The 25,656-nt window shown below is 38.9% G+C and carries 11 protein-coding genes and 1 tRNA gene; 3 read left to right on the plus strand and 9 right to left on the minus strand.

Features of this window, described 5'->3' with window-relative positions:
• Window positions 1-41: 41 nt before the first annotated feature.
• The 5 genes from CWD90_RS12885 to CWD90_RS23055 all read right to left on the minus strand — a co-directional run bounded on the left by CWD90_RS12885 (window position 42) and on the right by CWD90_RS23055 (window position 12,857).
• Window positions 42-3,419, minus strand: a complete 3,378-nt coding sequence (locus tag CWD90_RS12885) for an FG-GAP-like repeat-containing protein (RefSeq protein WP_192878025.1) — start codon at window positions 3,417-3,419, stop codon at window positions 42-44.
• A complete protein-coding gene (locus tag CWD90_RS12890) occupies window positions 3,409-6,798 on the minus strand; it encodes a VCBS repeat-containing protein (RefSeq protein WP_103476485.1) in 3,390 nt (1,129 codons plus the stop codon). The genes CWD90_RS12885 and CWD90_RS12890 overlap by 11 nt, the downstream gene beginning before the upstream one ends.
• A gap of 104 nt (window positions 6,799-6,902) precedes the next feature.
• Window positions 6,903-8,399: a SusD/RagB family nutrient-binding outer membrane lipoprotein gene (locus CWD90_RS12895; RefSeq protein ID WP_103476486.1), complete on the minus strand. Its 1,497-nt coding sequence runs from the start codon at window positions 8,397-8,399 to the stop codon at window positions 6,903-6,905.
• A 22-nt stretch (window positions 8,400-8,421) separates the two neighbouring features.
• Complete coding sequence (locus CWD90_RS12900) at window positions 8,422-11,631, minus strand: SusC/RagA family TonB-linked outer membrane protein (RefSeq protein ID WP_103476487.1); 3,210 nt, start codon at window positions 11,629-11,631, stop codon at window positions 8,422-8,424.
• A 1,159-nt stretch (window positions 11,632-12,790) separates the two neighbouring features.
• Window positions 12,791-12,857, minus strand: a tRNA-Val gene (locus tag CWD90_RS23055).
• Window positions 12,858-13,178: 321 nt separating this feature from the next.
• Here CWD90_RS23055 and CWD90_RS12905 point away from each other — a divergent pair.
• Together CWD90_RS12905 and CWD90_RS12910 are read left to right on the plus strand one after the other, a co-directional pair.
• The gene (locus CWD90_RS12905; RefSeq protein ID WP_103476488.1) at window positions 13,179-14,402 is read left to right on the plus strand and encodes a site-specific integrase; all 1,224 of its coding nucleotides are present in this window, start codon (window positions 13,179-13,181) and stop codon (window positions 14,400-14,402) included.
• Window positions 14,403-14,550: 148 nt separating this feature from the next.
• Window positions 14,551-15,552, plus strand: coding sequence for a type IV toxin-antitoxin system AbiEi family antitoxin (locus CWD90_RS12910; RefSeq protein WP_103476489.1), 1,002 nt, complete (start codon window positions 14,551-14,553; stop codon window positions 15,550-15,552).
• 448 nt (window positions 15,553-16,000) lie between these two features.
• On the opposite strand, the gene CWD90_RS23060 is transcribed toward CWD90_RS12910, so the two are convergent.
• Both CWD90_RS23060 and mobC read right to left on the minus strand, forming a co-directional pair.
• Window positions 16,001-16,174 carry a hypothetical protein gene (locus CWD90_RS23060; RefSeq protein WP_157941220.1) on the minus strand — a complete coding sequence of 58 codons (174 nt, stop codon included), beginning with the start codon at window positions 16,172-16,174 and terminating at the stop codon, window positions 16,001-16,003.
• A gap of 2 nt (window positions 16,175-16,176) precedes the next feature.
• Complete coding sequence (mobC, locus tag CWD90_RS12920) at window positions 16,177-16,569, minus strand: plasmid mobilization relaxosome protein MobC (protein WP_103476491.1); 393 nt, start codon at window positions 16,567-16,569, stop codon at window positions 16,177-16,179.
• A gap of 764 nt (window positions 16,570-17,333) precedes the next feature.
• Between mobC and CWD90_RS12925 the strand changes: the two genes are divergently transcribed.
• The gene (locus tag CWD90_RS12925) at window positions 17,334-20,690 is read left to right on the plus strand and encodes a TM0106 family RecB-like putative nuclease (RefSeq protein WP_103476492.1); all 3,357 of its coding nucleotides are present in this window, start codon (window positions 17,334-17,336) and stop codon (window positions 20,688-20,690) included.
• A gap of 137 nt (window positions 20,691-20,827) precedes the next feature.
• Here CWD90_RS12925 and CWD90_RS12930 read toward each other — a convergent pair whose 3' ends face one another.
• Window positions 20,828-23,842, minus strand: coding sequence for a type I restriction endonuclease subunit R (locus CWD90_RS12930; protein WP_103476493.1), 3,015 nt, complete (start codon window positions 23,840-23,842; stop codon window positions 20,828-20,830).
• Window positions 23,843-23,909: 67 nt separating this feature from the next.
• Window positions 23,910-25,529, minus strand: coding sequence for an RNA-binding domain-containing protein (locus CWD90_RS12935; RefSeq protein ID WP_103476494.1), 1,620 nt, complete (start codon window positions 25,527-25,529; stop codon window positions 23,910-23,912).
• Window positions 25,530-25,656 lie beyond the last annotated feature (127 nt).

A 25,656-nucleotide genomic window follows, 5' to 3' on the forward strand; every position in this document is an offset into this window, starting at 1 on the left:
TTTGAATTATAAATGACCTTTAGTCACCTAAAGTAGCGTATTTAATATTTAATAATTTTCAATGGCCCATCATTTACCCCTACTAGCATACCCCTATCCGGCCCCAATTTTATCGATTTCAATTCCTTTACATCATAAGGCAGGCTTAAGCCACTTTCAGCCATGGGGATGGCTTTAAAACCACATTTTCCATTTCCTTTTAAAAAGAGTCCAATGCCCGCATCGTTACGAGGTGTTTCAACTTCTGAACCATACATGTTCCCGGCTAGTATAAGATCCAATGCACCATCATTGTCCACATCGGCAATTATAATATCATTTATACTGGATACTTGCGTCTCTATAGGCAACTCATGTATTTTGAAATTTCCATTTCCTAAATTCTCAAGGGCTATACTTTGGAACGTATGGGCCTTATACTCCAAGGATCGGTTTAATTGATCCTCCCCATATACTTCGCTTAGGGATGCGGAGGCAAAAGTATCGTAGTTCGGAAAGATTTTTTTTAATCCAGGGATTTGTTGCGATGAGCAGGATCTACCTCTCAAAGGATAATGCTCCCCGTAATTATAGTATCCCAGCACAATATCACTTTTCCCATTTTGGTCAAAATCACCATAATTCACCGTAAAGGGTTCTTCTGGATTGGCCTTATACTTGTAATTGAGCCCGAGATTCCCAATTATATAGTCATCATCCCCGTCATCATCCAAATCGGCAGCTTTTATACTGTACCACCAGCCTGTAGTGTTTTGGAGGGAATTTGGCAGGGCCAGTTTTTTAAAACTACCTTCTTTGTTCTCCAGTATGGTTACCGGCATCCACTCCCCCACAACTATAAGGTCTAAATCCCCGTCTTGATCATAGTCAGTCCAGGAAGCATCCGTTACCATACCCAAATCAATTAGGTCTTTAATAATAACTTTCTCAAACTCAAGTGATCCTGTTTCCTTCCTATTATTTTTCAAAAGGTAACTTTCTGTTGGCTCGGGGTAATGGCCAGGAACCTGCCTGCCACAGACAAAAAGGTCTATATCTCCGTCCTTGTCATAATCTACCTTTATTACCCGAGAACCGCTGGCCGTTAGTTGCGGCAAGGCAGATTTTAACAAGGAAAAAATGCCGTTGCCATCGTTTGTATAAAACCTGTCCTGATATAGGTCAATTCCCTTTTCGTATTCATTACCGCCACTTACTACATACAAATCCAAATCCCCGTCCAGATCAGCATCGATAAATACGGCACCCATATCCTCGTGATAGGGATAACCAGCATACGTTTCAGACCCTGTCTTGGTGAATGTTCCATCCTTAGCTTGAAAAAAGACACTTCCGCTTTGCCCCACTGCTCCACCAACGAAGAAATCATCCAGCCCATCCCCATTAACATCACCTACGGCGAGTCCTGGGCCAAATGCAGACATTTTATGGGGCAACAACACTTCCCTTTCAAAATCATCAAAAGTGTTCTCTTGATGAATATGATTTAGGCCAATCTCCTTGGAAATGTCCTTAAAGGGTCTGTTTGTTGTTTTTTGCATACCTACAGCTGTAATTTTCAATTTTGCCCGATCAAGGACCATAGTCTGATTGGGTCTGATTTTATGTAGCACCGAGTTTCCCCCATCGTACCATGAGATTACCAAACTATCAATTTTCTTGGCAGTTCCCAATCCAAAATGAATAAGGCTTTCGCTACTCGAATAAAATCCCCTCGCACTTGTTAACTCCCCTAGCTGTATACCTCCATTATAGTAAATAGTAGCCCTGGTTCCAAAAAAGCTTTTGTGTTTGTTATCTTCTGTAAATTTTAAATTAAGAAAATTATTCTTGGTCAATTTGTCAGAATTATTCTCATAGATGAATGCTATATCATCAACATTATTCACCACTAGATCCAAATCCCCGTCGTTGTCAAGATCTCCATAGGCGGCCCCAGAAGAAAATGAAGGTTGGTCAATTCCCCACTCTTCTACCGCTTTCACAAAATTTAACCCACCCCTATTCTTAAAACCATAGTTGGATATTTTTTGTGTTGGAAAAAACGCTAAAATAGTATCCAATGAGACTAACTCCCTAATTTTGTCCAAATTGGCAGCAGCATCCTTAATTTGGTGTTTTTCAACGATACCGGCCAGATAAGTATCAATATTCTTAAGGGCATCCGTATTTCTAATATCCCTCTTAATACCATTGGTAACATAAATATCTTGAAAACCATTATTATCAAAATCTGCAAATAAGGTGGACCAGCTCCAATCTGTGTTCGACATACCTGCCAATTGCCCAATCTCGCTAAATACAAGGTTACCATCGGCATCTGCCCCATTATTCATTTGCAGGGTATTGAACATATACTGGTAATGCCCGCCAAGATCTACTATGTTCCAAAATTCTTGTGGGTTCATGCCTCCCATATTTGCCTTAAGTCGATAGTTGTCCTCTGCGACCATATCTACCACTGCCAGATCTAACAGGCCATCATTATTAATATCACCAACGTCAGAACCCATACTAAAAAATGACATATGCTTTAAATAGTCATTGGCCTTATTGGTAAAGGTTCCGTCTCCATTGTTAATATAAAAGAAGTCGGGGCCCTCATAATCATTGGTCACGTAAAGATCAGGCCATTGATCATTATTAAAGTCGCCCACCACAGAACTAAGGCCATACCCCACATTCTCGAGACCTACAGCTGCTGTAATATCCCTAAATCCTTCATCTGTGTTCTCCAAAAACCGATAGGTAAGATCCGGGCTAAGCCAATTTCGACCTTTTAAAGGGGACAATAAGGAAGGATTTGGAGGTTGATTGATCAAGAACATATCAAAATCCCCATCTTTATCAAAATCAAAAAAATTAGCGTGGATTGCTCTAAAGGGGTCGTTCAAATTATATTTACGTGCAGACTCCGTAAATGTTAAGTCCCCATTATTGATGTACAGTTCATTTATTCTAAGTTCAGGATTATCATCGAACAAATTCTTGCATACGTAGATGTCCTGGTAACCATCCCCGTTAATATCTACTATATTAACGCCCTTAGACCATCCGCCTCTATCCAATATTCCCGATGATTCGGTGATATCCTTAAATTTAAGGTTTCCTAGATTTAAATATAGCCTATCTCGTACTTGGTTACCCGCGAAGTAAATATCAGGCAATCCATCATTATTGATATCCTCTATGGCCACACCTGCGCCATTATAGAACAATTCATAAATAAGGGCATTGGCCTCCTTAGTATCGGTTACCGAATTGTTAAAATTTATACCCGTTTGGCTACTGGCCAATAAGGAGAATAGTTTTTCTTCGTTTGCTCTTTTATGGGGGGTTTGGGTGTGACCAAATTGTACTCCAAACCAGAGAATAGCGAGAAACAAAGCAATTTTGATTATTTTTCTATTATTCTTCATGCAAACTTGAATTACCATTTATTTTTATACTCCCCATCATCCCATTGTTAACTGCACTTATTATCAGTCTATTTGTGGGTGTGCTAATCAGCATCAATTTCTGAACATCCCCTTCTAGAAACAAGCCACTTTCCGTTGGTGATACCGGAATAAACCCTCCCTTGCCGTCACCTTTTAAGAACAGGCCAACACTGGCATCATTTCGTGTAGTCTCTACTTCTACCGGATACAAATTACCGGCCAACAGAATATCTTTATTCCCATCACCATCAAAATCTTCGAGTAGAATGGCATCCACATTGGAAACCTGCGCTTCATTTGGCAGCACTTTCATACTAAACATTCCGTTACCTTTATTTTCGAAATATGCGCTGGCAAAGGTTTTTGCCGTATAGTGTAATGCCGATTGCAGGTTATCCTCCCCATAGACCTCTGATAAATTGGCGGATGCAAAAATATCATAGGTCTGGAATCGTTGAGAGATCAAAGGTATTTGCTCAGAGGAACAGGACCTTCCACGAAGCGGAAACTGCTCCCCAAAATTGTAATAACTAAGCACTATATCTTTGGAGCCATTTTTATCAAAATCGCTATAATGCACCTCAAAAGGAGTGTTCACAGTAGCCTGATATTTATAATTTAGTCCTAAATTACCGGCTACCAGATCTATATCCCCATCATGGTCCATATCAGCAGCTGCCAAACTGTACCACCATCCTTCGGTATCGGGCAGCCCCTGGGAATCGGTTACATTAACGAATTTCTTTCCCGTATTTTTAATAAAGGTAATAGGCATCCATTCTCCGGTAAGAACAAGGTCTATATTACCATCTTCATCAAAATCGATCCATTCTGCATCCGTGACCATGCCTATATCCAATAATTCTTTGGCTATGGTTTTTGTAACATCCTTAAAAGTCCCCTTATGGTTATTCAATATTCTACTGCTTACCGGCGATGGATAATCCCATGGCATATGTCGCCCTCCTATAAATAGGTCAAGATCACCATCATTATCATAATCGTAAGGCCGAACAACCGATCCACTTTCCGTAAACGTGGGGAGTCTATTTGTGGTTAATTTAAAGTTCCCCTTCCCATCATTGATATATAGTCTATCTTGGTAATATTCGGAATTCGGTGCCCATTCATTTCCACCGCTCACTACATAAAGATCTTGATCCCCATCATTGTCCATATCAAAAAACACGGCATCCAAGTCCTCATATCTTAACGCTTGGTTCCAGGTCTTGCTTGGGACTTTCTTAAATTCTTCCGCCTTATTTTGGAGAAAAAGTGCTGGTTCATATCCCGCTGCCCCTCCAATAAAAAAATCTTCCAAACCATCCCCGTTAACATCGCCAACTGCTAATGCGGGACCAAACTGGGATTGTTTATGGGGCAATAGCACTTGTTTGTCAAAATCATTGATTTTGTTCTCTACGTGCTCAAATTGGATATTTTTAACCACGCTAAACAATGGGCTCCTATTGGAAATATTATTCACCTTGACTGTATCGGCCTCGATGATATCAATATTTAGCAATTGGTTTACATCTAGATCGGTGAAAATACTAATTTTAAGATTTGGCCATGTCACCTTTAGGGTATCTATTTTTTTGTTTTCATTAAATCCAAAATGGGCCATTTGTTCACTTGATGAATACATTCCCCGAACACTTGTAAATTCATAAAGCTGTCTTTTTTTTCCTTGTAGGACCTCCACTCTTGCACCTAGCATTGGAGTATTCTTTTCTGTATCTGTTAATTTGATTCTCAAGTAATTTTGACCTGCTTTTTTCTCCCCGTTATTTCTGTAAATAAATGCCAGGTCATTAACATTATTTACTACTAGGTCCAAATCCCCATCATTATCGAGGTCGCCGTAAGAGCAACCTGCTGAAAAAGTCTTTTGGGACAGGCCCCATTCTTCAGACATTTTCTCGAAGGTCATTCCGTCCTTATTTTTGAACGCATAATTGGACAACTTAACGGAAGGAATATGATCAAGTGTTTTCTCCAAGTCAAGAATATCCCAAATTGAAACATCTCCTGCCGTAGGATTGTTTTTTACAAAATCGTTGGCCACTTGAGTGACATAGTTTGAAACGGCCTTATCAGAATCCGTATTGCGAATGTCCCGTAGAAGTCCGTTGGTCACGTAAATATCTTTTAATCCATCGTTGTCAAAATCGGCAATAACATTGGACCAGCTCCAATCGGTACTGGACACGCCTGCCATCTGTGCAATATCTCCAAACTGGGGTGTTCCAGAGAAAGTACCTTGATTTAATTGCAAGGTGTTATACATATATTGATAATGTCCATCATTATTCACAATATTCCAAAACGATTTCGGGTTCATTCCGCTCATATTGGATTTAATACGAAAATTATCCTCTGCCACCATATCTAAGACCATAAGGTCTAAATAGCCATCATTATTAATATCCGACGCATCAACACCCATACTAAAATAGGAAATATGATTTAAGGATTTATCTATGATATTGGTAAAGGTCCCATCAGTATTATTTAAGAAAAAGGCATCTGGAGGTCCAAAATCATGCGCTATGTAAATATCTGGCCATCCATCATTATTGGCATCAAATACGGAAACACTATTAGCGTTACCAAATTTTAAAATCCCAGCATCCAAGGTAACATCCGTAAAAGTTCTGTCCCCATTATTTTTATATAATTTCGGAGCAAATCTTTCTTGGTTGCGATCTACATCGTACATTTCTGAAAAATTTCCTGGATTGGGTGGGTTATTAAGAATAAATATATCCAGCAAGCCGTCTTTATTGTAATCCAAAAAAGTGGCATGTCTAGTCCTTTCGCTATTGTCCAGTCCGTACTCTGCCGCAGATTCCTTAAATGTTGTTTTATTATCTGAATTGTCTTTAGAGGTATTTATATACAGTCTGTTCTTTCGAATTTCAGGATTGCCATCATAAAGCTCTCTAGTTACATAAATATCTTGCCAACCATCGTTATTAATATCTCCAATTATAACGCCAGAAGACCACCCTCCATTATCTTCGATACCCGAAGACTGAGTTATATCCTCAAACTGCATTTCGCCCTTATTTAGATACAATTGATCACTGACCAAGTTTCCAGCGAAAAAGATATCTTGTAAGCCGTCATTGTTAAAATCACCCATTCCTACGCCTGCTCCACCGTAAAAATTTGAATATATAAGGATATTACTCTCCTTGGTGTCCTCTATTGTATTTTCGAAAGTTACACCAGTAGTTGCAGAGTCCAATAAAGTAAATTGCTTATGTTCTTGGGCAAAGGCAAATATTGGCAAAAGAAGGATTATAGTTACTGTAAGTTGCCAAATACAAATTGTCGATTCATATGTTTTCATCCTAATAAACCTAGTAAATAAAAATAAAATAAAGGAGGGTTTCCCCTCCTTTATTAATCTAACTAAAAAAAAATAAAATTGTTTATGTAATAAGAATATTAATACTATTGCTTATCCCACCATACTCGGGTAGTGTACGTGTTTGGGCCTTGATTTGATATAGCAGCATTTACATGTTCTGCATTTACTGTAAATTCCACCAAAGGATACTTCATTCGTCTGGGAATAGTTCCTCCGGTAGCATTTCCTGTATAATTTATGGGTGTCAAAACAGGGTATTCAACTCTTCTCCAATTGGCATAAGCTTCCAATGGATTTAAAAAGGTCGCGGCCCAATATTGCTCACCGATCATCTCCAGACCGTTAGCCTCTACAAAAGGATTCGCTACTAAATAAGCATCAACATCTGCTGTTGCAGGTGCCGTTACACCATAAAAGCTCCAGTTTGCCATGGCAGCACGCACTCCTTTGTTGTAATGTGTTTCCGCGTCGCCTGTAGACCATTCTCTTACTGCAGCCTCTGCCAACATTAATTCTACTTCGGCATAAGTTATATACATAGAAGGTGAATTTCTTTCAACCAAGGCTTGATTAACTTGTGAATAATCTAAAAGATTGCCTCCTGCTGGCCCGTCGGATGCCAATGTTGTGGGATCCAAGCCATTTGGCAAGCCCTGATGTGGCGCACCAGACTCCACAAAGGACAATATCTCCAATCTTGGATCATCATTATCTTGCATCCAACTAACGAAGGTATCACTTATACGCATGAATTTATCAACCACAAATGAATAGCCAATAGGACTTTCAACACCGCCTTCTTCATGTTCAATTTTAGCCAAGTCATTCAGATCGGTCATAACACCTCCTGCGATAGCTTTCTTAACCCATGATTCAGACGCTGCTGGATCTACTTTAGACATCCTAAGGCCTAATCGTAACATCATCGAATACGATAATTTTTTCCATTTTGTAATATCACCACCATAGATTACATCTTGAGACCCTGGGTTTTCAGCTGAAGCACTTAATTGCAATGCCGCTGCTTCCAATTCACTTAACATGTTGGCATAAATGTCTTGCTGAGGATCGTATGCCGGAAACCAAGTGTTGGTTAAATAACCTTGGCCAGCTTCAGAATAGGGAATATCACCATAAAGGTCAGTTACCTTATGAAAAGAGATTACCTTCATAATACGTCCAATAGCGTTGTAATTCACATCTGCTGGATCTTCAGAAGTACGAGTTACAAAGTCAATTACATCTTTGGCTTCATTTACCCAATACTGATCAAAAACTGCATAGCTATAATCGATAAAGTCCATGTATTTATCTCCAGGCAAAAGGTTGGTCGCAATATTTATATCGGCCAACTGTTGAATAGCCGATGACGCCCACCCAAGACCGACCCGACGCATTTCATATTGTGCACCAGCTGCACTTAATTGAATCTGTGTCAGTTGAAGTCCAAGAGGTAAGTTTGCAATTGCATTTGGGTTTTCATTCAATTCAGCTAATTCATCAGTACAAGATGACATTGAAATAGCCATAATTACAACAAAAAAACAGGCAATTTTTATGCTAATTTTATTTATTTTCATAATACTATTATTTTATTAATTACTAAAAAGTAAGGTTCACATTAAATCCAAATGAACTTGTTTGCGGCATAGCAAAGAAATCCAATCCTTGTGCGTTTCCTGCATTATAACTAGATTCTGGGTCAATATTATCAACGTTTGAATGGATTAGCCAAAGATTTCTTCCTACAAGTGATAAATTTGCTTTACTGATAAAGGTTTTTGCCAAGTATTTGGAAGGAACGTTATAGCCAAGTGTTATTTCTCTTAATTTCACAAAACCTGCATCATAAATAAATTCTTCCGCAATGTCATTGTAAATTTTCTCGTAATAAGCACTAATACCACTAGCAGGTATAACACCAAGACCAGTTTCACGCCCTACTAAAGTATTCTTATGCACCCCTCTTCTGTATAATTGCGCATTGGTTCCACTGTGTCCCACAGCTCCATCCTTCATATCCACCAAAAAACTGAAAGCGAAATCTTTATATCTGAAACTATTTTGCAAACCAGCGACAAAAGGATGAACACCTGTGCCAAAAGCCACTGTCCCGGCAACCTCATCTACTTGTGGTAATCCGTTGGCATCAAGGGTTAATTCTCCATTTGCGCCTCTAAGAAATTGACTTCCTGTTATTTGCCCAAAAGGTTTACCTTCAATATGTGTAACCCAGGCATGTCTAGCCCTACTCAATCCTATATTAAAACGCTCTTCATCATTATCAGGATCTACCAAACTGACTACTTTACTTGTATTGTTACTCATGTTAAAGGAAACATTCCAAGAAAAGTTTTCAGTTCTAATTGGCACACCGGTCAGCAACAATTCTACTCCTTTATTAGTAAGTTCACCCACATTTACTATGGTTGAGTTATATCCAGAAGTATAAGAAATTCCTGCATTTAGGATATCATCTTCGGTTTTTTTGTCGTAGTAAGAAAAATCTACTCCCAATCTATTGTTTAAAAACTGTACGTTAAAGCCTAGTTCTAACTCTGTTACAAGTAGTGGGCTAAGATTTGCATTTCTTACCGAGCTACCGCTTATTGAACCACGAGGAATTCCTAGTTGTGCCCTACCTAAACCGTAATTTTGATTTAAAGAATAAGCACCAATGTCTCCAACACTTCCAACTTGTGCCCAAGATGTTCTAACTTTTACAAAGTCGATAACTTCTGGTAAATTTAAGACATCCGATAATACCGCACTCAATCCGACCGATGGATAAAACACATCTCTACCATCCATTACAGAGAACCAGTCATTCCTTGCCGACCCTGTTAAAAACAGCCAGTTATCATAAGAAATTTCTGCTTGGCCATATACTGAATGTGAACCTATTTTTGAGAAAGAGCTACCTCCTCCATTATTAATACCATTTGCTATCGAGTAGAAAAATGGTAAGGCAAAATTACTTCCAGATGCAGAAGTTCCATCTTCTTGTAATCTCATTTTATTTGCACCTGCTAAGAAATCATAGGCAATACCGTTGTCAAATTCATGACGTGAACCTAGCATTATATCAAAATTTGACTGTTGATATTTATTTTGACTTTGACTCATACCCCCATCTAAATTATATCCAGTTCCAGTAGGATTAATACTTTCAGAAATACGATCGGATTGGTCAATACCTGCTCTACCTTTTACATATACCCAATCATTAATATCATATTGCAAGGAAGCACTGGCTATTACACGATTTTTGGAATCTTTGTCAGTTTGTTGATAAGCGGCCCAATATGGGTTTTGATACCAAATAGAACTAGATGGTAACAACTCATATCCTTTTTGTCCAAAAGTAGAACCATATAAATCAGTTGCATCGTTTGGATTTGCCCCTAATCTATCAGGATCCCCTCTTAAATCAAGGACGTTTGTTGTTACTGGCAATTGCCAAACGCTATAGTGAGAATTTCCAGGAGAATCCGCTAATTGAGCTCTGTTTTTTACATCTTGTAAAATATACTGAGCACTTGTTTGAAATGACAATTTATCATTCAATGCTTTTCCGTGCAAGTTCACACTAAACGTCTGTCTTTTCATTCCAGAATTAGGCATAACACTTTCGTTATCCATAGTGGAAGCAGAAAATCTATACCCCAAATCTGCTGAACCACCACTTAAGGAAACCGTGTTTGTAGACGTACTTCCCGTTCTATAGAATTTATCAAAATTATTGCCGGAATAAGCGTACGGTCTGCTAACCCCATCAAATTGCACAACACTGGACCCATCCAATTTTGCACCCCATGAAAACTCCCCAGCAGCCCAAGCCTCGGTTTGTGTTGAAGGTTTTACTCCTAAAAGTCCCGATCCGTATTGGGTCTGTGGATCTAGATGATTAATAGCATTTTCCAATACGTAGTTAGAATTTACTTCCACTTGTAGTCCTTGATTGGTTTTACCTCTTTTGGTTGTAATTAGAATAACACCATTAGATGCTTGAGACCCATAAAGTGCCGCGGCTGAATTACCTTTTAGTACTGACATGGATTCTATATCATCTGGGTTGATATTACCAATACCATCACCACCATCGGATCCACCCCATTCACCTGCAGAGCCTCTGTTTGAGTTGTCTATTGGAATACCATCAATAACATATAATGGTTGATTGTTCCCTGTTAATGATGAGTTCCCACGAATTAAAACGCGTGCTGTTCCAGCAGGACCTGACGCAGTTCTTGTCACATCTACACCAGCTACTTTACCAGCCAATCCGTTTGCAATATTTGTTTCCCTAGCTTCGGTAAACTCATCTCCCCCAACTTTTGAAACGGAATAAGCCAAGGATCTTTTTGACCTTTCTATTCCAAGAGCCGTAACCACAACTTCATCCAAAGCATTTGCAGTTACCTGCAATTGAATGTCAATATCACTTCTTCCATTAATAGAAACAATTTGCGTTTCATAACCAATATAAGATATGGCCAGTTTTGTAGCATTTTCCGGTACCGATATACTATAGTTACCATCAAAATCAGAGGTTGTCCCAATTACTGTTCCTTCCACCAATACCGTGGCTCCTGGCAAAGGCCTGTTGTTTTCATCCAGAATCGTTCCTGTAATAACCTGGTCTTGAAAAATGCCTTCAATTAGACCTTTATCTACCATGGGTTCCAAAATAACCCTAGCTTCCATGGTAATTGCAGCAAGTGCAAATAGGAATAACACAAGGTTTATTTTTAATTTTTGACTTTCAGGCTTTTTAAATAAAAAGAGCCTACACCTTCTAAGTTTTCTCATACTTAAGTTTAGTTTAAATTGGTTGTTAGTTATAATCACAATTTGCCCATTAACATATTCGACTTGAAAGATTGGATAATAAGATTCAGTAGATGTCAAATCTGTATAAGAAACAAAATTGGAATTATTTATATGTACAATATTAGTCCTGACCTAGTCCCCTTTGTTAGAACAGATTCAAAAAAATGTAACATAATTTCGAGGCATTAACACATTTTTAAGAAAATTTAGCACATATTCGGAATTCTACCCCCATTATCTTAGGCAACCATTAGGTTTTTGAATAAAGCGTCTAAAATTTCAAATGAATTTTGCTGAAATGATAAAGAACAACGCACACTCCTGGTCTGGGCAAAGCCTACCGCGACATTGCATTTCACAAGGTACTTATGACGCCATTCGATGGTTCTCGCTCAAGGAAATAAAAATTGTCAATGCGTTAGAAGAAGGTTTGGCAAAATAACTCTCAATTGAATCTACTCTGGCCAATGGACATAAATAATGAATATCTATTGAGTCCAATATGCAGCTATAAAAGAATTGGCTATAAAGTACTCACAAGTGAAAGCTAGATAATTGAGCTTGACCCAAACAACCATATATTCAATTTAGAAGTATTTCATCTAAAAAATAAATTCAGATATTACCGAAAATTTAGCCAATATTTTGTGTGAAGAACTTTGAAATATGAACCGCAAATTTAATTTGAGTGAATACATTTACTTTAAAAATTTACTGCAACTATTCCTGATTTAATCTTTGAAGCCAAACTATGAAAATTCCTTAAATAATTGACCTCTTCAGAATTCGATAGAAAGCCAGGTTCCAGCACTTCTCTCGAAAAAATAAATAAGATTTTAAATAAACCTGAAAATTGACATATTTCCTTCCTCTAATTTTATATTTCAATGTTACCGATGGCTCTAAAGGTTTGTACTTATGACCCCCTGCTTTTAGATTATCGAAATTCAAGTATAACTCCAAACAATAGAATACATAAAGGCCTATATTTTAGATGTTTATATGTATTTTGATAAATTTTATTCAATATGGTTTCAAATAATATGCAATAAAAGTGAGCCAAAAGTGCGCGTAATCGGTGATTTCAAGGCAAACAAAAAAGGCTCCCAATTTCTTGGAAGCCTTGTCTTTGTTACCGTGGGCCCTACTGGGTTCGAACCAGTGACCCCCTGCTTGTAAGGCAAATCAATTATTCCCTTCAATAATTTCTGATTCTTAATGTTCTACTTTTTTTAAATAATGGTAAAACTTCCATTTGTTTTGACATTGTTTTACCAAAACAAAAAAAGCCGACTCCTAAAAGTCGGCTTTCCCTTGTTGTACAGGCGGAGAGACTCGAACTCTCACACCTTGCGGCACTAGATCCTAAGTTTTGTCCAATTTGATTCCAAAAATACTAAAACATCTTATTATCAAATGTTTACATAAAATCATAAATCAAATAAACCCACTTAAAACCATATAAAACCATCATTTGTTGTACCTATGTTGTACCCAAATTTTGTATCTTTAGAAAAAAGAAGGCAATGGCAACAATTCAGGCGACACTCCGAAGAAAGAAAAATAATGCAGGGCTTTATCCTATTTCTATCCGTATCACCAAAAATAGGAAATCAACTTATATGTACACAGGGCAATACTTGGATGAAAAATATTGGGACTCTGTCAAGAATAATGTCAAAAAAAATCATCCAAATTCTGCACGGCTTAACAATCTTATTTCTGTTAAGTTGGCAGAAATCAACAAATCGCTTTTGGATATTGAGAGCGATGCCAAGCCCATTGCCCGAATAGAAGAAATTAAGAACACGATTCAAAATAAGCATAAGAATCATTCCTTTTACACATTTGCCGAAGCTTATTTTGTGGAATTGGAAAAGAACAAAAAGTATTCTCGCATCAATAGTGAACGACCATTATTGAATAGGATTAAAGGGTACCCTAGTGCAAAAACCTTGACCTTCGAAGCTATTACCCCTCTTTTTTTGCGAGGATTTATCTCTTATTTAAGAAGTACTAAAGATTCTGTAGGGGAAAGGAGCATAGTGAACACGCTAATTTTTATACGTACATTATATAACAGGGCTACACAACAAAGTATAATATCCAAAGACAAATATCCTTTTGGAAATCACGACGGAAAGATTAAAATAAGAATTCCAAAATCTATTAAAATCGGTCTTACTTCCGAGGAAATCAAAATTATCGAAGACCTAGATCTTTCTGACAACCCAAAACAGCACCACACTCGCAATGTTTTTCTTTTTAGTTTCTATCTCGCCGGAATGAGGGTTTCCGATGTAGTTCAAATGAAGTGGGCAAACGTGCAGGGAGAAAGAATCTACTATACCATGAACAAGAATCAAAAAAACCTATCCCTCAAAATACATGGTAAACTTCAAAAAATATTGGATGAGTACCTCGCGACAAAAACCTCACATACGGATTATATCTTTCCTGAATTAAAAGAAGCCGCAAATAATCCGAAAGATATTCTAAGGGTTAGCAAAACGGCGAACAAAAGACTTAATAGGTATTTAGGGCAAATTGCCGACAGAGCGGGAATAACAAAGAAAATTACAATGCACGTATCACGCCATTCCTTTGGTAATATCTCTGGAGACCGAATTCCGTTACAAGTCTTGCAGAAACTTTATAATCATTCTGATATTAAAACAACCATCGACTACCAACAGAACTTTATAAATAAAGATTTGGACGATGCTCTTGATATTGTAATCGGCCTTTAGTGTATTTAGGCATTCCGACAGGTTGTTTTTAAATTAAGATATCAACCTAGTGTTTTGCCGATATTCTTTCATTTGAAAATAATTATGTATTTTTGTTCATAATATTTATGTGTTCACGTTTTCGTGAACACATAAAATAAAGTGAACAATGAACGATCAAGGAATTGTGCAATACGCATTGGCCAACCTTCAGAAAACAGGTAAAATCGAAGCCACATGGCTTAATAAAGCCCCTAATGAAGTCTTAGATGGAACGATAGCCCTTACCCTGAACGACCGGACTATCAAGCTTGGCATAGAAATTAAAAAAGAGCTGAGAAATATCCATCTTCCAAAATTGGAGGCATTCGCCAAGGAGTATCATCCATTTATGATTGTTGCACAAAGCATATTCCCCAAAATAAAACAAGAACTTCGCAAAAGGAACATCGCCTATCTTGAGGCCAACGGTAATATTTACCTAAACGAAAAAGAAACCTTTCTTTGGTTGGATGCCAACGAAACGATCGCAATCAAACATAAAACTACCAACAGGGCATTTACCAAAACCGGCCTAAAGGTTGTTTACCAATTCTTATTGGACGATACTTGGGTCAACAACACCTATCGTGAAATAGCCGATAAAACGGATACAGGTATCGGTACTATTACGAACATCTTCAATGGCCTAAAGGATGATGGTTTCCTCATTCCACTTACCAAGGATACCTATATAATTGATAACAAAAAAAAGCTCCTTGAGAAATGGATTATGGCCTATGAAAAAAAGTTAAAACCAAATCTGGCCATTGGAACATACCGTTTTGCCGATAATGATGCTTTTTTTAACTGGAAGGACATTAAATTAAAACAGGTGAAAACTTTATGGGGAGGCGAACCCGCTGGGGATATCTATACCAATTACCTACGACCGGAAGAGTTGACGCTATACACCACCGAACCAAGAAACGAACTGATGAAGAACTACAGACTTGTTCCCCATGAAGGCGGCAATGTGAAGGTTTATGAAAAATTCTGGAAAGACAATACCGAGGAAAAAGATGCGGTTCATCCTTTGCTCGCTTACGCTGACCTAATAATGAAGGGGGATAGACGATGTGCCGAAACCGCAGAAAAAATATATTATGAGTACTTACAGGATAAATTTTAAACAACTCCGCCAAAGACCCGACTTTTTAGAAATGTTGGCAGCTTTAGAACGAGGTTTTGCAGCATTCCATGTCGATTTTTATGATTGTTATGAAGGAAATTTCAGTGTATTTAGGTTAGCTATTTAAATTACGATCTTTCGAAGAATTGAGCACTAATGGGATAAATTGCCGCAAGATTATTTGTATTAGAAAAAGGTCTGGCAATCAATCTTTTTAAATAAAAATTATTGCAAATTGATATTTAAAATTATTAATAATGCGGATCAAGGGTTGAAATAAATTAGAAAACAAGTCCGATTTGTTGAAAAATAACGCCTAAAACTTGCTTATATTTTTGATTATCAGTAACCTAAATGTGATTTCAAACAGCATGTAAGTATGAATGCCAACAAGGATTACAAGTTAGTGAAAATTTATTGTTATGTCTGTGAAAAGTATGGGGATTCCCTACATATCGTCTTTCCGAATCGTGCCGATTGCCCAGATAGTAGAGCACCCTTCCAAAAACTTTGTGTTGGTATCGGTATCGGCATAAGTGTTCTGGAAGCCGAGTATAGTGCTTTCGGTCTTGCCCAGCACATAGTTGAGCACTCCCTGCACACTGTTCCGATATAGTATCATTGCTATGATTCTTGATTTTTGGTGTTGATCGTTTCTATCAATTGTAGCATCAGTTCGCTGGCCATTTGCATCTCCCGTTCTAGGTTGGCGTTCGGGCTTCCCATGTTCTTGTAGTTGGCCACCTTGACCAGTTGGTTGATGTTGGTGCCTATTCTGTTCAATTGGTAACTGAGGTTCGACCTACCATCTGGGAACCGCTTCTTTTTATTCGTTTCCCTGTTCAGGATCAGCTTTCTCAAAAATGGCCCGACCGTTCCTCTTTTCCGAAAATCAAGATTATAGGACTGCAGGGTAGTCTTTACCTTTTCCAGTTCGGCACCATTGAACCGAAGCGTTATGGCATGTTCCCGCTTCCTGTCCCCCAAGCGTTTTCTTCCCCCTTTATTGATTGCCATTTTTAAGCTTATTATTCATTTCTTACCTGCTTCAAGCAGGGTTTTCACTTCGTTAGAAGTAGGCATTTTGCGTTGCGCAAAACATAACTTGCTATCTTCTCCGAAGATTAATATTTATTCAATTTTTTTAATGGTATTTTTCTCAAAACGGGCGGGTCGGATTTGTTCCTATTTTAAAACAAAAATAACCTTCCGATTACGCAAATCATATTTACCTATATACATATTTCCATATATTTATATTATCATATTTAAATATATCCATATATCGTGACGGAAGCATTGCATGGATATATCATGAAAATTTCCAACGTTCTCCATACAAACACGGGGCTATGTAACATTTCACCTGAAAGAAATTCTTGTGGATAGGGGAAGAAAGGTCAAGGGGTTTTTTCTCCCCTTGTGCTTTCGAGCGGCACCGAGGGGGCCAGAAAATCTGGAACGGAGGGGCTTTTCATTCGGGCGGCGGAGCCTGTCCGTATAGAAGGACCATAGTGGAAGGTTTTCTGGCTTCCGCAGGGGCTTGGGATTCATGACATTAATAACATTGATAAAGATGCCCATGCTGGACACACAGAATGGCTATAATTCAGCCTTCTGATCTATCAAAAAATAAAAATCCTTACATTTAACCTGGCCCGATCTCGGAATGATAGGCCCCATCGGATCTTCTCTTCCGAAACCATATCCGGAAGGTTAAGCAAAATGACTTATTTCAAATAAAATAGTTTTTCAATAAATAGCTTTTCTCAAATTTTTATATGAAATACAAGAACAACCAGATTATTTATAGCCCTTCCGACCTATCTTCTCACAGCAGCTGCAAACATCTTAGTCAGCTCAACAAACAGCATGCCAGAGGCGAAATTGCAGATCCAGAACAATACACGAATCGTGTTTTGCAAATGCTGAAGGAGAAAGGTATCGAGTTTGAAGAGAATCACCTACAGGAGATCAAGGATCAAGGAAGGACTGTATCAGAAATTAGTACTGATGATTCCCATGCTGAGAAGCATACAATAGATGCCATGAAAGCTGGTATTGATGTTATTTACCAGGCAAGGTTGAAAGAAGTTGGTAAATGGAGCGGATGGGCTGATTTTCTAAAGAAGGTTGATAAACCAAGTGATTTAGGAGATTGGTCTTATGAGGTATGGGATACCAAGCTGGCGAATGAAACCAAGGCCGGAACAATTTTACAAATTGGCCTTTATTCAGAGCGCGTAGCTCAAATCCAAGGTATAACTCCAGAGTACATGGGTGTTATAAAACCTGATGGTGAAGAATACTATCGCTATGATGAACATACGGCATATATACGGGTTGTAAAACGGAATTTGGAAGAAGCAATTGCCAATGATGAAGAGACCTACCCTGAGCCAGTCAGCCATTGCGATATTTGCAGGTGGTGGAAGAACTGTAATGCTATTAGACGAAGAGATGATCACCTAACCTTTGTGGCTGGAATGGGTAAATCACAAATGAAGGAACTCAATTTGCATGATGTTGACACCCTTGAGAAACTGGCCTGTCTTGATTTACCTGTGCCTTTTAATCCTTCTAAAGGTGTTAAAGAAACTTACAACAAACTTCGAGAGCAGGCTCGTTTACAGCATAAGAGCAGAAAAAACGGATATGAACCTTACTACGAAACTTTAGACATTGAAGAAGGCAAAGGCCTGAACAAACTACCAGAGCCTTCCACGAATGATATTTACCTCGATTTTGAAGGCGACCGGATGGTTGAGCCAGATGGTCTTGAGTACATGATTGGTTATGTGCACAAAGGTATATACCATGCCTTCTGGGCTAAAAACGAAACTGAAGAAAAAGAAATTTTTGAGCAATTCATTGACTTTGCCTTTAAGCTAAAAAAAGAAGACCCCTCACTCCATATATACCATTATGCACCTTACGAAGTCATGGCTTTTAAGCGGCTAATGGGTAAATATGCATCGCGTGAAAATGAAATTGATACTTTTTTAAGATCAAACACATTTGTAGATCTCTATAGTGTTATTCGGCAGTCTGTACGAGCTAGCGTTGAGAAATACTCAATCAAAGACTTGGAAGCGTTTTTTGGCTACAAGCGCAAGATGAATTTACGCGATCTCTCAAGTCAAAAATCACAACTAGAGTTACTCCTTCAAACCGGTAATATTGATAAATTAACAAAGGAAACCAAAGATGCCGTCCAGCTCTACAACCAAGATGACTGCGAATCATTGGTTCGACTTCAAGCATGGTTGGAGGATATTCGTGCCAGGCTAATTGGTGATGGTGAAAACATTACAAGACCTGAAGATGGTGATGGTGATGCCAGTGATAATATCACTGCGCATCAAGAGCGCATTCAGCCCATTATGAATGCTTTACTTGATGGTGTGCCTCCAATAAAGGCTGAACGAAGCGAAGTTGAGCAGGCTCGATATATTCTGGCTCATATGCTGGATTGGTATCGCAGAGAGAAGAAGACATTTTGGTGGGAGTTTTTCCGATTAAAAGAGCTTCCTGAAGATGAGCTCTTGGAAGAGCGAAAGGCAATTTCTTTTCTAGAGTATACAGGTAATCGAGAGCCTGAAAAAAGAAGTGTAGTTGATACGTATACATTTCCACCTCAAGAATGTGATTTGCGTCCAGGTCAGACTGTAGAGGATCAGGAAGACAATAAGCTGGGCACCATTCATGAGATTGACATTGATTCTGGTATACTCCGAATCAAAAAGGGGCCATCTAAAATCGACCTGCCCCACCCAATTTCCGTTATGAGTTTGGAAAGCATTAATTCCAGTACCAAAGAAGAAGCCATCATCAGGTTGGCGGAATGGGTTGTGGCCAATGGTATGGACAGTAAAGATGAGACATACCGAGCAGCGAGACAATTGCTCTTGAATGCTCCTCCAAGTTTAACAGAGGCGCTAATCTTCACTGAGGGTATTCTGGAGAGAACATTTGACTTTGCTGCCAAACTAGACCATAGTTATCTGCCTGTTCAAGGCCCTCCAGGTGCGGGCAAAAGTTTTACGGGAAGTCTGCTTATTGTTCGTTTGGCTCAGCAAGGAAAGAAAATCGGGATAACAGCACTTAGTCACAAGGTTATCACAAACTTGCTGACTAAAGTTTGGGAGGTAGCTCAAAAGGAAGGATTTAACATTCAAATGATACAAAAGACCGAGCCTATTCCGGATAATCCTTCCCCTTGGTCGGTAAATAATGATGAAAATGCTATCCAATCAGCCATAGGCAGTGTGGACGTTATTGCCGGAACATCTTTTATGTGGAGCAAATCACCTTATGAAGATAGTGTGGACTACCTCTTTGTAGATGAAGCTGGCCAGTTGTCTTTGATTGATACGCTTGCTGTTTCGCACTGCTGCTCAAACCTCGTTCTTTTGGGCGATCCACAACAATTGAAACAACCCCAGCAAGGCGTACATCCGGACGGCACTGAAGTATCAGCTCTGGAACACGTATTACAGGGCGAGAAAACAATTTCTGATGAACAAGGGGTCTTTTTAGATAAAACCTGGCGCATGCATTCATCTATTAATGCGTTTGTATCAGAACTCTTTTATGAGAACAGATTACAATCAAAAGACCATCTCGATCAACAGCAGATTATAGGCTCAAAGTATGCTGGAGCTGGATTGTACCTTGAAGAAGTCGAACACACTGGAAATACCAATTCCTCTTCCGAAGAGGTTGATATGGTGTCGGAAATTGTGGAGCACCTGACTGGTGGCAATGTTACTTTTATTAATGAAAAGAATGAAGAAGTTACCTTGACGATCAGTGATATAAAAATCATTACTCCTTACAATGCACAAGTACAGGCCATCAAAAAACGTTTGCCCAATTTGGAGGTTGGCACGGTTGACAAATTCCAGGGTCAGGAAGCTCCCGTAATTATTTACTCTGTAGCCACTTCCAGCTTGGATGAAGCTCCACGTGGAATGGACTTTCTATTTAGCCCCAACCGATTTAATGTGGCCGTTTCTAGAGCCCGTACACGTTTTATTATGGTGGCAAACCCAGCTATTTTTGAAGCGGAGTGCAAAAGCCCACACCAAATAAAATTGGCGAATGCCTTTTGTAGGTTTAAGGAACTTTCACAGTGAACCCGAGACCCGTAATTAAATTATAAATGCCTAAAGTCGATTAATAATTAGGTCTATAGTCAAAATCCTAGCACACAGAAAACACGCAAGATATATCAAGTGATGTTTATCAGCCGTCCTTTCCAATACTTAACAAACTACCCATTCAAGCGTTTAAAAACCTTTTTCAACATATACTCTTTAACCAGCATTCCAAAATCTTTGTCGTCCATCATTTTACTGAAAATGTCTTGGTTTTGTTCCATTCTACCTATCAGCTTATCCATAAAAGCGTCCTCAAAGCCAAATTTAAAATTGTCCAACGAATTGTTTTTGGCTTGTTCGGACAATCTATCATCGGCCACCAACTCTGCCTCTATTTGGTCGAAAAACAACTTATCCGCTTGACTAAATTCGGTGCCAAATTTTTTGTTCAATAGATTAATAATTTCGGATAAAGCTTCTTGTTCCTCTTTATTTGCCAAACGGATTCCGGCACCGGAAATTCCCTCCAATTGATATTCTCCTTCGCTCTCCATCAACAATCGCTGCTCTCCTATCTTCTGCAACCGATAGTATTCCAAGGACACTTCATCCCCCAATTTAAAGCGGTCGTTTTGACTTTTTCGAGGTAACTTCTTCAATAAGAATCGACCATACGTATAGAGCTTTTCCAACTCCACATCCGAAAAAGGCATAATCTGGGTCAAAAATGAATACAACCTGGTAAACGACTGCAAAGCATGTTTAAAATTATCCTGGGTAACTTCGGTGCCAAATATATCTTCTTTAGAATTTTCTACAGGCAATTTTTTATACCGTTCAACGGCAGGGTCTATGTAGGCGTTTAATTTACCTTGTTCCTTTACGGATAGGGTAATCGCGGATTTAAAGAAAACGTTGCAAAAGTTATCGATTTCGGTCTGCCAAATTATATGTGCCTTTTCAATTTCAGTTTTTAGGTCGAATAAATGATTGGGGTCGGTATTCGATTCTATTGAGGTAAGCTCATAGTAGGGCTGAAAGGAAGCCAATACCTCCTCTGCCTCATTGGCGAAATCCAGTATAAAAGTATCTTCCTTTCCTGTATGCATCCGGTTTAAGCGGGACAATGTTTGGACACATTTTACACCGGACAACTTCTTATCTACATACATCGTATGCAGCAAAGGTTGGTCAAACCCGGTCTGGTATTTGTCGGCCACTATGAGCAATTGATATTCCGAGGAAGCAAATTTTCGTGGCAGTTCCTTTTCCTTAAAGCCATTTATCCCTACCTCTGTTACTCCTTCCGGATATAGGTCATAAATCACCTTACCAGAAAATGCTACGATTGTCTTGATGTCGAGGTAGCCCATTTTCTGGATGTACTTGTCAAACTCTTCTTTGTAGCGCACAGCGTGCAATCGAGAACCCGTTACCAGCATCGCTTTGGCCATACCGCCGATCTTCTTGGAAACGACCTGCCTAAAATGCTCAATGATTACTTCTGTTTTTTGGGCCAGGTTATGGGGATGCAGTGATAAGAAACGCCCGATAGCTCTTGCTGCCTGTTTTTTATTGACTTTTGGGTCGTCCTCTATTTCCTTTGACAGCCTAAAATAGGTTTTATAGGTGGTATAATTCTTAAGTACATCCAGAATGAAACCTTCCTCGATTGCCTGTTTCATACTATAAAGATGGAAAGGCTTTGGAATACCGCTCTTATCGGGTGTGCCAAAAACCTCGACCGTTTTGGTCTTCGGGGTGGCCGTAAAAGCAAAAAAACTGAGATTATCCTGTTTTCCCCTGGCCTCCATGGATTTCCGGATTTGATCTTCCGCATCTTCTTCCAATCCAGAATCAAGCTCTTCCAATGCTGCTTCTTCCAACGATTTGGCAGAAAGGACTTCTTTCATTTTCTTGGTGGCCTCTCCGCCCTGGGAGGAGTGTGCCTCATCTATGATTACGGCATACTTCCTAGCTGGCAACTCTCCTATTTTTTCTAGGATAAAGGGAAACTTCTGTAGGGTAGTAATAATGATATTGGATCCTGCTGTAATAGCATCGGCCAATTGTTGGGAGTTCTTTTCTATTTTTTGGACCACCCCTTGTTTGTGTTCAAACTGATAAATGGTACTCTGCAACTGGCTGTCCAATACCTTGCGATCGGTTATAACCAAAACGGAATCGAAAACTCGTTCATTATTGGCATTGTGCAGACTGGACAATCGATACGACAACCAAGCAATGGAATTGGATTTCCCCGAACCTGCGGAATGTTGTATCAAGTAATTATGGCCAGCACCTTTACGTTTGGTATCTGTTGTAAGTTTGCGAACGACATCCATTTGATGATAGCGCGGGAAGATCAGGGTTTCCTTCGTTTTTTGGACACCATTTAGTTGGAATGTTTCTACATTCAAATGCAGGAACTTTCCAATAATATCCATAAAACTATCCTTGGCCCAAACATTTTCCCATAAATAGGCTGTTCTGTAACCTTCTTTGTTTAGTGGGTTGCCGGCCCCATTATTGTCGCCTAGGTTAAAGGGCAAGTATCTTGTATCGTTGCCGGCCAATTTAGTGGTCATAAAGCATTCGTCGGTATCTACGGCAAAATGGACCAGAGTACGTTTCTTAAACTGAAAGATAGGTTCCGTTGGTTCCCTATCATAAACGTATTGCTTTTTGGCATTGGACACGTTTTGACCTGAAAACTGGTTCTTTAATTCTATGGTGGCAACTGGCAAGCCGTTTAGACTTAAAACCATATCCAACGAATTGCTGCCGTTTCGCTCGTAATACAGCTGGCGGGTGACCGATAAATTATTGGTTGCATATAAAACCTCGGCCTCTGGGTTCAAGGTGCTTTCCGGACGGAAGTATGCCATTTTGAACTTCACCCCATAGTCCGTAAAACCATTGCGCAGCACATCCAAAGTACCACGGTTGTCCAACTCTTTCAATAAACGTTGCATTACTTTTTGCTCAACATTTTCCTTGTGGATGTTTACGATCTTATCCCAAAGCGCAGGCTGAGAGTTTTGCAAAAACTGAATAATATACATGGGGAACAGGCCTAATTTCGCATCAAAATCTTGGGAATATCCTTTTATATAGCCCCCATTCTCCAATAAGGAGGTTTCTATGGCTTCTTCAAATGTAAGTTCAGTATGTATTCCCTTTGACATATTCCAATATCCTTATTCAGTTGTTTTCCTAGTTCCTGACTTAATTACCATCTTAGTTACCTGTTAGTTACCTCTTAGTTACTTCTCCGTTACCACCTTTATCACCATAATCATCGTTATTTTTGTCCCCAACCTTATTTTTTAGGATGTCAAGAACACCTTTGCCCGATTTTGTCGTAATATATTCTTGATTGGGACTACTGGGTTTATCTGGAATAGTCCTGCTTAAAAGACCTTGCTCTATAAGTGGCTCTATGTACCGCTTAAAATTATCAGTATGTACTTTTAATTGAAGTTCTTTCTCTTGTATGTCTTTATTAGACCTGGGTTTCTCACAATACTTTAGTACCTTTATTTGTTCTATAATTAGCTTATTAGCTTGGTCGTTAGCTTGGTCGTTAGCTTGGTCGTTAGCTTGGTCGTTAGCTTGGTCGTTAAAACTTGGATGAATTGGAATTTCGATTAAAAAATGTGTTCTAGAAGGTTCGTTCGTATCAAATTCGGCAGCATTGGAACCATTATCTTTTAGGGCTTTTACAATAGTAGGAATACCAGTGCCTCTACCTTCCGTCAGTCTTAGTTCCTTTAGAAATTCCCCAATACGTCTATTTCTATACCGTCTGGCCCTAACAACCCCTTTATCAAAATCTTCTTGCTTTAAAGATGGGTCGGCACCATTATAGCTGATTATTTCAATGGCTTCCGGTAATATTCGTACTTCAATAGGGTCTTGCAGTTCATAATTTCGATGATATACCGCATTGGAAAGTGCCTCTTCAATGGCATTGTAAGGATAATTAAAAGCCCTATCCGAAGTCTCCCTGTCGTCATACTTGATCACCTTTTCCTTTATAAAATTGGTCTTGATATAAGATAGAACATCCACCAATTGATTTTGAATAGGCCCCCTGAAAATTTTCTCGTTAAAATCCTTCCCTCCAAGACCTTTAGGGAATTCTACCAGATCTATTTGAACCCCTTTATAAAATTCCTCGGGTGTCTCGGAAAACATTAGTAAACCCACATTTTTAGGAAACAAATGTTCATTGGCACCTTGTGAAAGGTTCATTTTTTCGGCAAGTTCTTCTACCGTCATATGGCTGCTTTCTCCATACAACCGGCTTTTGGTTTTTTCCAAATGTCCGCGCATCAAAGGAAAACTCATGTCGCTAACGCTGGCGTGCGTATTCACCCGATCATCAAAGGGAACTTTGGCCGTTAGTTGTAGCAGTTCCGCTTCCTGTTCAGCATTCGGAACAATACTATTAGATTGAAAACGGAGACGGTAATTATAGTTTTTGTGCTTGGCAGTTACATCATCTGGTACTTTATAGGGTCTATTACTTCCCCCAGGCACCCATATAACCAATGCGTGTTTCCCATCTAGGGCTTCTAGGGACAATCTTGGGAAATATGAAGGTTTGATAAGGTTACAATATCCCACCAATTCCTTTTCAACCTTTTCGAGTTGGGTGGGGTCGAAACCGAAAATTGGTCGAATAGGTTTGCCATCCTTTTCTTCTACGCCGACAATAATATAGCCACTACCCTCGTTTTCAAAATCATTTGCAAAAGCACAGACCGAACGCATGATGGCAGAAGGGTTCCATCCCTTTTTAAACTCCATACGCGTACCTTCCACCACGTTTCCTGATACTAAATCTTCAATGCTGATTAATATGCTCATATATTCAAAATAAATCTACCGCAATAGGTTAACTTTTCAATGACCATTTCGGCAATACGTGTATATTTCTCCTTTTGAAATTGACTTTGCATATACTTTTAAAGAAAATCATCGAGGGAGAAATAAT

This window comes from Arenibacter catalasegens, from assembly GCF_002909235.1.
Taxonomy (GTDB): domain Bacteria; phylum Bacteroidota; class Bacteroidia; order Flavobacteriales; family Flavobacteriaceae; genus Arenibacter; species Arenibacter catalasegens.

Bases quoted from the DNA above. Each gene is read 5' to 3' on its own strand.
- CWD90_RS12885 (WP_192878025.1), bottom strand. From the start codon at position 3,419: ATGAAGAATAATAGAAAAATAATCAAAATTGCTTTGTTTCTCGCTATT.
- CWD90_RS12895 (WP_103476486.1), bottom strand. From the start codon at position 8,399: ATGAAAATAAATAAAATTAGCATAAAAATTGCCTGTTTTTTTGTTGTA.
- CWD90_RS12900 (WP_103476487.1), bottom strand. From the start codon at position 11,631: ATGAGAAAACTTAGAAGGTGTAGGCTCTTTTTATTTAAAAAGCCTGAA.
- CWD90_RS12935 (WP_103476494.1), bottom strand. From the start codon at position 25,529: ATGAGCATATTAATCAGCATTGAAGATTTAGTATCAGGAAACGTGGTG.
- CWD90_RS23060 (WP_157941220.1), bottom strand. From the start codon at position 16,174: ATGATACTATATCGGAACAGTGTGCAGGGAGTGCTCAACTATGTGCTG.
- CWD90_RS12925 (WP_103476492.1), top strand. From the start codon at position 17,334: ATGAAATACAAGAACAACCAGATTATTTATAGCCCTTCCGACCTATCT.
- CWD90_RS12910 (WP_103476489.1), top strand. From the start codon at position 14,551: ATGAACGATCAAGGAATTGTGCAATACGCATTGGCCAACCTTCAGAAA.
- CWD90_RS12890 (WP_103476485.1), bottom strand. From the start codon at position 6,798: ATGAAAACATATGAATCGACAATTTGTATTTGGCAACTTACAGTAACT.
- CWD90_RS12930 (WP_103476493.1), bottom strand. From the start codon at position 23,842: ATGTCAAAGGGAATACATACTGAACTTACATTTGAAGAAGCCATAGAA.
- mobC (WP_103476491.1), bottom strand. From the start codon at position 16,569: ATGGCAATCAATAAAGGGGGAAGAAAACGCTTGGGGGACAGGAAGCGG.
- CWD90_RS12905 (WP_103476488.1), top strand. From the start codon at position 13,179: ATGGCAACAATTCAGGCGACACTCCGAAGAAAGAAAAATAATGCAGGG.